We start from the raw sequence: 13,563 nt of genomic DNA, 5'->3' as shown, positions 1-13,563 counted from the left end.
TGACCACCGCCACTCTCACTGGTCGCCGGTGCTGGTCGTCCGCCAGCTTTCAATGGATCAGTAGCCGAACTGTCGAGAGCGTCGTTTAGACTCTTCATCAGCTGTCGTGCTTCACGCATCAGTGCAGCTTTGCTTACAGGATCAATATTTGGGTTGCTAATAACTGCTTGCGCGTCGCGCATAAAGCCAACGGCTTCATTCATCAACTCTTTTTTTCCAGACCCTTCCCCTTCACTACCCGAAGCTCCTTCTGGCCCCTGCACCGGCTTCACCGGAGCTGTTGGCACGGTCTGGGTTGGCTCGGACTGTGTCGCCGGGGCAGACTCTGGGGCTTGAGGTGTAGCTGGGAAAGAAAGGGTTCGCTGGGTGGCTGCTTTGGTGGCTTTTTCTTTAGCGACATTTTCGGCGTTATCCATGATCTTAGTAAGCTGACGGATACGTTGGTCGATGGCTTCTTGGCTTAGATCGTAGGTTTCGGCTCGTTCAATGAGTCTTTGGAGGATCTCGTCTTGGAGATCATCAGCCATAGTCTTGTCGCCACGAGCAAGGGCTTCTCCGGCAGCGGTTGCGAGGTCAGTGAGACTCGTGGCCTCACGCTCACGGCGTGCTTCGTTGAGGGTTTGGTTATAGAGGTCTTCTTCGGATGGAAGTAGGTTGCCATTTGGATCTTTGCCGTATTCGTCGGGGCGTTGGTTGAGATAGGCTTCCAAGTCATCTTGTGCGAGTTGAGCTTCTTCCAGTTGCTTTCGTCGGGCTGGATCAAAGAGTGCTTTGGCGTCGAGGTCACTGGCATTAAGCTTTCCTTTGAAGCGATCGTCTGAGTCTAGGGAATATGACGAGGAGGTTGCAGCCTCTGGGCCGAGAGACTCAGGGGAGGGTGCTGGTGGGCGGTTTGGGTTTTTGAGCATTGTGGTGGTTCCTTTCTGGGGGGATACGACGGTCGGCATTTTTGCTACCGACTAGCTTATGTTTTGAATGGTAGCAGATTTAGGGGGGAAAGTCAATAGGTTGCTACCCGTCGGACAGAAATATGATAGATATTGTCCTACAACGTCTTCTTCACCAGCTCCCGTGTAAAGAACTCCAGCGTGTCACCTTCCTCGACAACAACTTTTCGCGTAGTTTTGAGACTAAGTCCACACATTTCACCCTCAAACACCTCTTTGGCTTCCTGATGTTGACGCTGGACGGATGATACTTCGACCTCGGCAATGTATTCATCACCACGCTTTAGGCGTGCCAGTAGCCCCTTATAGACCTTACCCGTTGTCACCTCACCACCGGCAATCACCTCTTCGCGCACCGTTCGGAACACACCCTTAACGCTCAGTTGGCCGACCTCGGTCTCGACGACCTCTGGGGCCAGTAATGCCTCCATGGATTGCTTGGCATTATCAAGTAGTTCATAAATCACCCGGTATAGTCGCACCTCAACGTGCTCACGTGCTGCCAGGCGCTTTACTGCTGGCGGCAGATCGACATTAAAACCATAAATAACCGTGTTCTCGCCAACTGCCAGATGAATATCATTTTCTGAAATGTTACCAACCCCGCTACCGATGACGTGCAGATCTACCAAGCCGCCCGTATCAATCAATTTCAGACTATCAATCACCGATGTGAGCGACCCCTGAACATCAGCCTTGACGAGAACATTGAACGACTCCGCGTCATGCTGCTGACTCATCATCTTCAAAATATCTGAGCTGGTGACATTGGTGCTGGCCGCCATCTTTTCCTGCTCTAGGCGCACCGCCTGCGCCAGATGCCGTGCTTCTTTCTCGTTTTTGGCCAACCGAAAGCTATCACCAAACTGCGGCAGCTCCTTAAATCCAGTTACGTTAACCGGTGTGCTCGGGCCGGCCATTTTCATTGTCTGACCACGAAAGTCCGACATTGTCCGTACTCGACCGTACGCCGTGCCGGCCACCAGATAATGCGCTGGTTTCAGCTGACCGTGCTCGACGAGTAGCCCAACCACTGCGCCGCGCCCGGTTTCCATATGCGCCTCAATCACCAAGCCTTCTGCCGGCACATCCTCATCCGCCCGCAAATCTTCCATATCTGCCACCAGTAGCACCATATCCAGCAACTTATCCAAATTCTGGCCAGTTTTAGCGCTAACTTCCACCATCACCGTATCGCCGCCCCACTCCTCGGGATTGAGGCCATGCTCAGATGCCAGCTGTGTTTTTACCAGCTGTGGGTTGGCGGTATCTTTGTCAATTTTATTGATCGCCACCACGATTTTCGCATTAGCCGAACGGGCAAACCGAATCGCCTCGACCGTCTGCGGCTTGACGCCATCGTCGGCCGCTACCACAATAATTACCACATCAGTTAGCACCGCGCCGTGTTGCCGCAGCGCTGCAAATGCCTCATGCCCTGGTGTGTCAAGCAGCGTAATCATCCGCCCGTTGCGCTTCGTTTGGTAGGCGCTAATGTGCTGCGTAATGCCACCGGCTTCGCCCGCAGCAGTCTTGTTACCCAAAATCGCATCCAACAAGCTCGTCTTGCCGTGATCAACATGTCCCATCACCGCCACAATCGGTGGGCGCGGCACCGCCCTTTCCGACAGTGTATGTTCCACGCGGGCGCGGCCAACAGCTTCCTTTTTCTTAAGCGTTACCTCAAGGCCCAGCTCTTCAACGATGATCGACGCCGTCTCAAAGTCCAGTCGCTGATTAATCGTCGCCGCGATACCATTCTTAAACAGCTCGCCAATGAGCGTCGTGACCGGTAGATTCAAGGTGGTAGCGAGCTCTCCGACGGTTACTGAATCTGCAATTGCGACAATCTTTTCTGTCATCTGCTCGTGCTCCTTTCATCGCCAGCGTGACACCTCGGCGAACTGTTTACATTACTCTTTTTCTATAGGCTATTTTTTCTTGCCGCCAGCCAGCGACAGTGAAATCTTGCGATTATCTTTATCAATTTCGAGCACGGTAAAGGTCTTGCGCTCATTTAATGTAAAGACTTTCTCCGGGTCAGTCCCATCGCCACCTAGCTCCGAAACATGAACGAGAGCCTCGACGGCCGGACTCAACTGTACAAACGCACCAAACGGCGTGATCCGCGTGACCGTACCTTCGACGTCCTCGCCTGACTTGAACTGTTCTACCTCATCGAGCCATGGGTCTTTCGTTAGCTGCTTCATGCTTAAGCTGAGGCGCTCCTTGTCGATGGCGATAATCTTTGCCTCTACGGTCTGACCAACCTTGACGTAATCGCTCGGATTGTTGACCCGCTCCCAGCTAATTTCTGAGATATGAATCAGTCCCTCAATTCCCTCAACGTTCACGAATACACCAAAATCTACCACGCCAGTCACGATACCCTTAACGGTATCACCAACCGACAATTTCTCAAACCGCTCCGCCAGGCCCTCTTTGATGGCCTCTTTTTCGGAAAAGATGAGCTTGTTCGCCTTGCGATCAGCATCCAAAATCCGAACGCGAATCTCTTTGTTGACCAGCACGTTAAGCCGCTGCAAGATCTCGTCCTTGTCACTTGAACCAACTCGCGGGTAATGCTCAGCCGATAGCTGCGATACCGGTAAGAAACCGCGCACCCCTTCATATTCAGCCAACAGACCACCACGATTGGCGTCGTACGGCGTCACCGTTACAATTTCACCGCTCTCCAATTTGGCGGCGACCTCGTCCCAGCCACGATCGCGCGCCGCTTTACGCATGCTCAAAAGTGAATAACCGTTGTCCAGCTCAACCTCGACAACACTCGCAGTTACCTCGTCACCTTCTGCGTAATTGTTCGACATACTCACCTCACGGCGCGGCACCAAGCCAACGCCCAAAGGCCCTAGATCAATCAGAACTTCGTGTTTCTTTATTGATAAAATAGTTCCGTGTACAACCTCGCCCGTGGTCAGTTGTTTCACGGAGTCGCTCGCCTGAGCAAGCAGATCGTCCATGGTCAATGGATTCGCCATACGTCCAAATAGACTCCCGTATTACGTTAATATTCTTATCCAAGCGGCCTGCCAAAACAGTCACCTCTTGGAGGTCTCGCTTTATTATATCGTAGATAACGCCTCGAGTAAAGAGAAGGAAGCTAAACTACCAACATTGACCGGCGATAAGCAAAGCCCGCGGCCACAATCAGCCCCAACACGAAGCCAACTGCCAACGAGTCAGCCGGCCCAGTTGCTGGTAAGCGGGATGACCCACGGCTATTGTTTTGAGCTGGCGGCGTTGGTTGATTCTGCGCGTGTTGTTGAGGCTGCTGCTGCGCGGACTTGTTTGACTCAGCTGAAGAAGTGTCTTTTTTCTCATCGCTCTTCTCGTTCTTCTTTTTGTCGGCCGATTTATCGTCAGTTTTCGTGTTGTTCGTCTCTTTTTGCTGCTCACTCGTCGCAGCATTTTCCGTCGATGAGGCGGCCTGATTCTGTGCTGATAATTGTCGCAACCCGTATAACGTTGCCAAAGCGATCGCCGCCAAAATAACCCCTACAATCACGTAGATTACAACATATCCTCGCTGGCGGTTCTGCTTCATACTATTATCTCCCTGACGTTACTAATACTTACTGTACCATATTGTCACCGCTCTCGTAAAGGGGTATACTAGCCTCATGATTATTGCGATTGATACTGGAGGCACAAAAACATTAGTCGGACGATTTACCGATAACGGCACACTAGAGACAACAACTCGGTTTGCCACCCCAACAGACATTACGGCGTATATCAAACAGGTCGTTGACACTATCACCGTGATCGCCGAGGGCGCACCTGTTACAGACATCTCGATCGGCCTACCCGGTACCGTCACTGACGGTGTCGCTACATATTGCATTAACCTCGGCTGGTGCGAGGTGCCCATCCGCGACCTCCTAGCCGAGCACTTTCCCGACGCCCAAATCATCCTCGAAAATGACGCCAACCTCGCCGGCCTCGCCAGCATACGTCGCCTTGAACCACAACCAGCCTGCGGCCTCTATGTCACTATCGGTACAGGCATCGGCACCAGCATTATCCTCAACGGCACACTCCACCCCAGCCTACGCAGCAGCGAAGCCGGTCATATGCAAGTTGCGTATCAGTCAACCATCGATTCGTGGGAAAACCTCGCTTCCGGACGAGCGCTCAGTCAACAGTTTGGTGAATTATCGGACGCAACACCGCCCGAAGCTTGGTTTGAGGCTGCCAAGAGACTCAGCTTAGGACTGCAGGCGTTGATCGCTGCTATTCAGCCAAACGTTATCGTTATCGGCGGCGGTGTCGGCCGCTACACCGACAAATTCTCTGCATCACTAGCCGGACTTATCACCGAGAAACTACCGTCATTTATCACCTGCCCGCACATCGTTGGTGCAGCACACCCCGAGGAGTCTGTACTCTATGGTTGCTACGATAACGCTATCGTCCATCGTTAAGCAGCTGGCCAGCGATTACCCAGAGTATCAGTTCCGAGCTGGCGATGTTTTTTCGTGGTCACACCATTCACGGACTATCACTTATATCAACGAGGCGTCACCAGCTGCTACCGCCCAGCTGCTCCACGAAACTGCCCACGCCATCCTAGACCATCATCACTATACTCGTGACATCGACCTAATCGCCATGGAACGCCAAGCCTGGGAGCTAGCTGTCCATCAGTTAGCCCCGCGCTATAACATTACTCTAACTATGAATGACGACGTCGTTCAGGATGCGCTTGATAGCTACCGCAAGTGGCTACACGCCCGCAGCACGTGCCCGACATGTAGCGCTGTCGGTATAGAAATCGCCAAGCACCACTATCGCTGCCTCCACTGCGCTAGCAACTGGCGCGTCAACGAAGCTCGATCCTGCGAACTCCGCCGCTACCGCAAATAGCCCTCTACGAAAAGAGGGCTACCGCGCATTTTAAGCAACTCGGCTACGCGGCCAGTGTCACGTCGTCTTGAGTCGTTGCCTGTACGGTTGATGCCGTCGTTACTGGATTGACGGTTGTCGTGGCCGTCGTCGTTACCTTACGCCGACGAGAAATGCGACCACCTTTAGCACCAGCGATCCGCGCCAGAGCTGGGTTTGCCGCAAAGCCACCGGTCCGTCCGTTCCGACCGCCCTTCGCGCCGATCTTGGCATAAAAGTCTGGGTCACGCGCTAAGTTTTTCGCTGCCGCTTTCATACCGCCAATTTTTGTACCTGCCATGTGAGTTTTCCTCCCTAATTAAAAAGATTTCCACATCATTTACTATGGAAACCCTCGCCTTTATATATCACACATGATATGTGTTATGTATGCATATTATCATACTGCTCATACTTTGTCAACATTTACATAAGCTATTTTTATTGTGAATAAAATATTGCAATCAGCGATTTACTTCGCTATAATAGAACCTGTCACTTTGTGACGGCACCTGTTGGAGCTTAGAAATGATGAGTTCCACCACTCAAAAACCACCCTTTCTGCGAGATGGGTGGTTTTTGATTGTGAAAGGAATTTCGCCAATAGCTAAACTTGTCTACATCGAAAATTACCTCGACGACAAGAAAAATACGTATACCCACCTTCAACTTTCCGACTACAAAGCCCGCGTCTATAGAGCTAGCTCAATAACAAAGACGCGGGGCCCCTGACTATACCGTCCTCACTTCAGTACCGATTAATGCACCGCCAACAGCTGCGCCGCCGGTCCAGCACCAGCTGTCATCGCCACAAACTGCGCTCTCGTCCAATAGAGTCGTCCCGCAATCGGGTCATTAACATAGAACCCGAGCGGATCGTGCGGCTCACCGCGAACCCCAACAATGAGGCGTACATGCATCGGTATTGGCCCACTGACTATCCGACCTGACGGCGTCCTCCAACTATCAATTTTTGCACCAATCCGCCATACGCCCCACGCAATGACTGGATTACCGTTATGAATTTGCTGTGCTACGAAATTCGCATTGGCACCATATGCCACTGACGTCCTGCGACCATACTGCCCAGCCGCCCGTGCCACCGGACCAGCATATACACCCCAGCCCGTTCCCGCACCTTGGTTGCCGTTTACGTCGCCCACAAACTGCGCATTCGGATCGTCCCACTCATTTGTCGCCTTGTCTCGTGGTCGTGGACGGTACCCGAAACGCTGCAAAATGTTCCAATCATTATCATGTACACCACGATATGCCAAGGCCATACGCAGCGAGGCCGCTTCGCAGCTTTGGGCGTACGCCTGACGATAGAATGGTACGTTATTGAGTTTGACGACCCGTGAATTAGTTGTGAACGATGTCGCAATTCGCTCTACACTCGGCAGTCCAAATACTGGCTGCACGCCTGGCTCTACCCAAACCTGGACTTGCCGCTGAAAGCCCATATTGACCACCCGAGCAACCATCGTATTACCACGCCAGGAAATACTCTGAACTGTACCAGATGAAACCCTAAGGCGATCCTGGGCGCTCTTGTGGTCAACTGCCTGATCAAAGGTTATCCATACATCCTGCACCGCTTGATCAACCGTGGTTCGCCACGGGGACGCCCCCACACCACGCACATGCCCATTAGTGGTAAATGTCTTTTTTACTTCCTCGACGAGAACACCTCCACGAGCTGTCCGTAGGCCTTTCGGAATGGTGTATGTGTATGTCTTGCCCGGCTCCAATTTATCTGCCTTGAATACGTACTCGGTATCGCTCCGCCACGAACCATTACCAGCCGTGTCAACCGCTATATTTGGCCGATTCTTCGCATCAATTGCTTCCTGAAATGTCAACTTCAATTCGTCTGATGGCGTCACTGAATGCTCTTTAATCGGTGACCCAATCGCCGGTAGTGACGCACTCTTCACCGTAAAACGTTTTAGCTCTTCCTTCTGGGCTTTATCGTATAATTTGAAAGTATACTGTGTATCAGGTGCTAATAGGCCAGCATATTTCCATGAAAATGTTTGATCATCAGACGACTCACGCTTCAGCTCAAGCGCTGGCTCGGTCGTCAATTCTAGATCGCGCAATTTACTCGCCCGCGACCCCAAACGCACCGTCAACGCCTGGTCCATTGCGATCACTTCTTTGCCGTCCAGTGATGTCGTATCCACTCGTGGTGCTTTTTGCGTCTTGAACGATACATCATGGATTGTCGCATTACCAAACAGCGAACGTCTCGCTCCCGGGAACGCCACGGTGTAATTTGTATCAGCTGCCAGTGGCTGGTCGGGCGTAAACTCCATCTCAAAAACGCCAAACAACTGTCGCTTTTCGCGCCACACGCCGCGCACTTCCGGCTTAATCTCTGGCCTCACCTCGCCAAGCTGTTGATTAAACTTCAAGCGGATCGGCCGGTCAATCGCCTGCAAATCCTCGTCGGACACGCGCTCAGCGCCGACGTTACCGCGCGTTGTGATAACAAATAGCACTCCAACTACTATCACCGTCAACGCAACGATACCGCCACCAATAATAACCCACGATTTTGGCCGCCTTAACCAAGACGCGCACATCGCCACAAACCCCCCACGCTCCGGCCTAAGGGACTCTGGCTGTTCTGTTTGTTTTTTATCCATTTCCCCATCATTATATCATACTTATGCTACTCGCAAGCACCTCCGGCAAAAACGAAAAAAGACTCCCTATTCGGAAGTCTTTTTTATAATTCGGCACCGTGCTAGTTTCCCACTTTCGCAGTATAATCGCCGCTGGGGAGCTTAACTTCTGTGTTCGGGATGAGAACAGGTGTTTCCTCCTCGCCATGGGCACCGAAGGAGGGGGTTTAAAGCGCTTGGTTCCACATATACTCGCGTGGTGGGCCAAACCCCTTTCTTCGATGTCCAGTTTTCTGCACGGAATTGAATTGTTAATTGACTGGCACTTACTGAAAAGCACCAATTACTAGTTAAGCCTACCTTATCCGCGAGCGTTATGCAAGCATAAACGCTAGCAGACAAGGACATAAAAAGGCAATGGGACTATTAGTACGCTTTAGCTCCATGCATTGCTGCACTTCCACCTTGCGCCTATCAAACAGATAGTCTTTCTGTGTCCTCATAGGGAAACCTTATCTTGAGGTTAGTTTCGCGCTTAATATGCTTTCAGCGCTTATCTAGTCCGCACATAGCTACTCGACAATGCAGCAGGTGGCCACAATCGATACACCAGAGGTGCGTCCGCCCCGGTCCTCTCGTACTAGGGGTAGATCCTCTCAAGTTTCCTATCGTCCATACCGGATATAAACCGAACTGTCTCACGACGTTCTGAACCCAGCTCGCGTACCACTTTAATCGGCGAACAGCCGAACCCTTGGAAGGTGCTCCCCCTCCAGGATGTGATGAGCCGACATCGAGGTGCCAAACAGCGCCGTCTATGTGAACTATTGGGCGCTATAAGCCTGTTATCCCCAGGGTAACTTTTATCCGTTTGCGCTGTCGATCCCACATTCATGTACAAATGTACGTACAGCGGATCACTTGCTCCGACTTTCGTCTCTGATTGGAATGTACTCCTCACAGTCAAGCTGGCTTATGCGCATACACTATCACTTCGATTTCCATCCGAAGTTAGCCAACCTTTGAACGCCTCCGCTACTCTTTAGGAGGCAACCGCCCCAGTTAAACTACCCACCATACACGGTCCGCTAACCGGATAACGGTCAGCGTGAGAACACAATCACAACAAGGGTGGTATTTCACTTGGTGACTCCACAAATACTGGCGTATCTGCTTCAACGTCTCCCACCTATGCTACACATGTTGAAACCGTATTCAATGTAAAGCTGTAGTAAAGCTCCATGGGGTCTTCTCGTCCTGGTACGGACAGACGGCATCTTTACCGCCAATGCACTTTCACCGAGTCCTTCGCTGAGACAGTGCCCACATGATTACTCCATTCGTGCGGGTCAGAACTTACCTGACAAGGAATTTCGCTACCTTAGGACGGTTATAGTTACCGCCGCCATTGACTAGGGCTTCAGTTCGCACCGTGAAGCGCTCCCCTTAACCTTCCAGCATTGGGCAGGAGTCAGCCCCTATACATCCACTTTCATGTTAGCAGAGACCTGTGTTTTTGATAAACAGTTCCGTGGGCTCTTTTGCTGCGGCCCCCACATCGTTAGATATCAGAGATTCGCGTTCAAAGAACAATTCGTTTGCTCGTGTCTCAGAAAATTCGTTTTGTGATTAAAAATGTACTCTTTAACCTATTATTCACTGAGTGAACGCGGCTGATATCCACCGAAGTGGGGGCAGACCTTATCCCGAAGTTACGGTCGCTGTATTGCCGAGTTCCTTAGCGAAGGTTCGCTCGTAAGCCTGAGTCTACTCGACTCGAGCACCTGTGTTGGTTTGCGGTACGGGCGGCTAAGTCCACTAGGTACACCTGCTTTTCTAGCCAGGGCTTTCACCAAAATCGCGACTCTGAAGAATCACTTTCACTCCCTTTGCGTTCCCGCTCGGTTGGACGGATAAACCATGAATCCGCTTCGATTACTTCCCCGTGAACAGTGTACAAAACTTAACCGGTTCAGGAATATTAACCTGATGTCCATCGCCTACGCTCTGCGCCTCGGCTTAGGCCCGACTAACCCTGAGATGATTACCATGGCTCAGGAAACCTTGCTCTTACGGCCGAGAGGATTCTCACCTCTCTTATGGTTACTCATTCCAGCATTCTCACTTCCTACCGCTCCACCGAACCTTCCGATTCGACTTCACTGCTGATAGGAACGCTCCTCTACCACGCCAGATAAATCTGACATCCATATCTTCGGTATAACGTTTTAGCCCCGTTACATTTTCCACGCAAGATCTCTTGACTAGTGAGCTGTTACGCACTCTTTAAATGAATGGCTGCTTCTAAGCCAACATCCTAGCTGTTTAAGAAATCTCACCTTGTTTCCCACTGAACGTTAATTTAGGGACCTTAGATGATGGTCTGGGCTGTTTCCCTTTCGAGCACCGATCTTAGCACCGATGTTCTAACTGCCGTGGTTACACACATGGTATTCGTAGTTTGTTAAGGGTGGGTACAGTTGCCCGCCCCAGTCCTTTACAGAGCTCTACCCCCATGTGCTACTAACACGACGCTAGCCCTAAAGCTATTTCGAGGAGAACCAGCTATCTCCGAGTTCGATTGGCATTTCACCGCTAACCACAAGTCATCCAAACACTTTGCTGCGTATCCTGGTTCGGTCCTCCACCACCTGTTACAGTGGCTTCAACCTGCTCATGGTTAGGTCACCCGGTTTCGGGTCTAATCCTTACAACTAAACGCCCTATTCAGGCTCGCTTTCACTGTGGCTCCGTCAATTGACTTAACCTCGCTGTAAAAATTAACTCGCTGGATCGTTCTACAAAAAGCACGCCGTCACCGGACAAGCCGGCTCCGACTCCTTGTAGGCACTAAATTTCAGGATCTATTTCACTCCCCTCCCGGGGTTCTTTTCACCTTTCCATCGCTGTACTAGTTCACTATCGATCGTATATTATATTTAGCCTTGGCTGGTGGTCCAGCCAGATTCAAACAGGGTTTCTCGTGCCCCGTCCTACTCGATAAAACATACATAAGGTCAGCGTCGTTTTCGCGTACACGGCTTTCACGCTCTTTGGCTAGTCATTCAAACTATTCTGCTAACCACGCCATTTTCTTACCTTACTACCAGCTGATAGCCTGGTATCGCAAATCAGATACCTTCAAATTGCTCTGAAGTTCTCTGACTTGGTCATATGTAATATCACAACCCCTTATTAAGTATTCGTCTATCAACTTATTTAAATATGAGACAAAACCTACGGTTTTATCTGAAATCCCTCTAAAATCTCTCGATTTTGCGGGAATCCCGATTTCTCATCGCGCGGTACGTCGGAATAAATCCGCCGGGATCGGCTGCTCTTTTTCCCTAAGTTCAGTCTCATATTTAAAAACTTAAAAGGTTTGGGCTGTTGCGATTTCGCTCGCCACTACTTTCGCAATCGTTATTTACTTTCTCTTCCTCATCCTACTAAGATGTTTCAGTTCAGATGGTTCCCGCTCGCTTGCCTATGTGTTCAGCAAGTGGCAACATGACATGACTCATGCTGGGTTTCCCCATTCGGAAATCCCCGGATCAAAGCTTGTTGACAGCTTCCCGAGGCTTATCGCAGTCTTCCACGTCCTTCTTCGGTAATATACGTCTAGGCATCCATTTAGCGCCCTTGAGTACCTTTTTATGCATTGACTTAACTAGTAATTGCTACTTTGCAATCACTATTACCGTCAATTAAAAACTCAATTTCTTTTACTCTCAAATTGTTAATGATCATGCCTCGCATTTTGAGTGCACAATAGATTTGTTAAAAACTTAACACATCTGTCTGCATTCAACTAATCATGCTTCACTGCCCTCGCACGTTTTTGCAGTGTATTGCCAGAGGTTCTCCTGAACATTCGCGTAACTAGTAATCAACTATACAGCAGCCGAAGTTGTTTTGCAAGAGTTTTTTCAAAGTTTTTTCGCCTTTTTTGGCTCGCTGCGAAAATCCGCGCCAACTGCCTCGGAAATATGAGAAAAATCGTCCTTTTTCAATAGCTCCACTAACCCGCGATTGATTTGTCCAATTAGCTGCGGTCCTTCAAAAAACAACCCGGTAATCAGCCCGACCAGGCTGGCGCCCGCCTTAATCTTGGCATACGCATCCTCAGCCGAAAACACTCCGCCCACGCCAATAATCGTCAATCTGTCGCCGTATTTCTTATACGCATGGCGAATCAGCTCCAAACTATGCTCGCGCGTCGGCTCGCCGCTCAACCCGCCGCGGATTTCATCAGTCAACGGATCTTTGATGTCAATTTTACTACGGTCTTTCACCAGATTAGCCACCGTCACGCCCTGAATATTATGCCGAACAATAACTTTCAGCAGCGAATCGAATCGTTCTATATCGTACAAATGCGGCATTTTCACCCAAAACGGCACATCGCGCGGCACGCTGTCAAGCGCTGTTAATAATGCATCAAGCGGCTCTGCCTCAATAAACGGCTCTTTGCCAGCATTAGGACAGGAGATATTAATTTCTACAATACTCGCCAATTTGTTATTATTAATATATTCTGTTGCTTTTTTTACATCATTAATAATTGCCTGCTTGGCTGGACAACCGCCAGCCCGTTCAATCGTTGTTTTATTTGCCACAACTGCTACTGACATAACCGTCGGCATATCATCTAACCGCCACTGATTACAGCGGACATAGCGGCTAATTTTTCGTAGGCCATAATTCGGCATACCAGCATACACCACCACCGACTTTGTGTTAGGCAAACGATGAAACCACGGTCGTCGATTTCCCTTTCTCGGCTCTAGCGTCACCGATCCGCCCGAAGCAAACCCAAAACCAACGCCCTCCATCAGCGGCGACAGCTGGACATTTTTATCAAACCCTGCCGATAAGCCAATTGGATTAGAAAAAGTGACACTATTAATCTCCTGTCGGAGCGACTTATCCTGAAAACTCCATGACTTACGAATAGCCCACCGAACAGGCGGCAATGCCTGCGCCATGCGGCCGCAAAAAACAATCAGCTTATGCGTAAAGTCTGGCGTTAGCAAAAATAATAACGGTTTGATAACATGCTTATACATCTACTTACA

The 13,563-nt window shown here is 50.4% G+C and carries 8 protein-coding genes and 2 rRNA genes; 2 read left to right on the top strand and 8 right to left on the bottom strand.

Going from position 1 to position 13,563, the window contains the following annotated elements:
- Positions 1-1,045: 1,045 nt before the first annotated feature.
- From GWK78_00800 to GWK78_00790, 3 genes are all read right to left on the bottom strand, one after another.
- Complete coding sequence (locus tag GWK78_00800) at positions 1,046-2,809, bottom strand: translation initiation factor IF-2 (GenBank protein QHU93573.1); 1,764 nt, start codon at positions 2,807-2,809, stop codon at positions 1,046-1,048.
- A gap of 69 nt (positions 2,810-2,878) precedes the next feature.
- Positions 2,879-3,949 (bottom strand): S1 RNA-binding domain-containing protein, encoded by a 1,071-nt coding sequence (locus tag GWK78_00795; protein QHU93572.1) that lies wholly within the window; start codon positions 3,947-3,949, stop codon positions 2,879-2,881.
- A gap of 122 nt (positions 3,950-4,071) precedes the next feature.
- Positions 4,072-4,515 (bottom strand): hypothetical protein, encoded by a 444-nt coding sequence (locus GWK78_00790; protein QHU93571.1) that lies wholly within the window; start codon positions 4,513-4,515, stop codon positions 4,072-4,074.
- A 76-nt stretch (positions 4,516-4,591) separates the two neighbouring features.
- Here GWK78_00790 and GWK78_00785 point away from each other — a divergent pair, with 76 nt between their 5' ends.
- Positions 4,592-5,395, top strand: coding sequence for an ROK family protein (locus GWK78_00785; protein ID QHU93570.1), 804 nt, complete (start codon positions 4,592-4,594; stop codon positions 5,393-5,395).
- Complete coding sequence (locus tag GWK78_00780; protein QHU93569.1) at positions 5,361-5,837, top strand: hypothetical protein; 477 nt, start codon at positions 5,361-5,363, stop codon at positions 5,835-5,837. Before GWK78_00785 ends, GWK78_00780 begins: the two co-directional genes overlap by 35 nt.
- Positions 5,838-5,880: 43 nt before the next feature.
- Here GWK78_00780 and GWK78_00775 read toward each other — a convergent pair whose 3' ends face one another.
- The 5 genes from GWK78_00775 to pyrD all read right to left on the bottom strand — a co-directional run bounded on the left by GWK78_00775 (position 5,881) and on the right by pyrD (position 13,554).
- Positions 5,881-6,156, bottom strand: a complete 276-nt coding sequence (locus tag GWK78_00775; protein ID QHU93568.1) for a hypothetical protein — start codon at positions 6,154-6,156, stop codon at positions 5,881-5,883.
- Between the two features lie 457 nt (positions 6,157-6,613).
- The gene (locus GWK78_00770; protein ID QHU93567.1) at positions 6,614-8,506 is read right to left on the bottom strand and encodes a hypothetical protein; all 1,893 of its coding nucleotides are present in this window, start codon (positions 8,504-8,506) and stop codon (positions 6,614-6,616) included.
- An 88-nt stretch (positions 8,507-8,594) separates the two neighbouring features.
- Positions 8,595-8,703, bottom strand: a 5S ribosomal RNA gene (rrf, locus tag GWK78_00765).
- A 190-nt stretch (positions 8,704-8,893) separates the two neighbouring features.
- Positions 8,894-12,140: ribosomal RNA gene (locus GWK78_00760) — 23S ribosomal RNA — on the bottom strand.
- A gap of 274 nt (positions 12,141-12,414) precedes the next feature.
- Positions 12,415-13,554 carry a dihydroorotate dehydrogenase (quinone) gene (gene pyrD, locus GWK78_00755; protein QHU93566.1) on the bottom strand — a complete coding sequence of 380 codons (1,140 nt, stop codon included), beginning with the start codon at positions 13,552-13,554 and terminating at the stop codon, positions 12,415-12,417.
- Positions 13,555-13,563 lie beyond the last annotated feature (9 nt).

Source organism: Candidatus Saccharibacteria bacterium oral taxon 488 (genome assembly GCA_010202845.1).
Classification (GTDB): Bacteria; Patescibacteriota; Saccharimonadia; order Saccharimonadales; family Saccharimonadaceae; genus Nanosynbacter.
The sequence above is the reverse complement of the archived record's forward strand: the minus strand, read 5'-3'. Positions and strand labels throughout refer to the sequence as shown.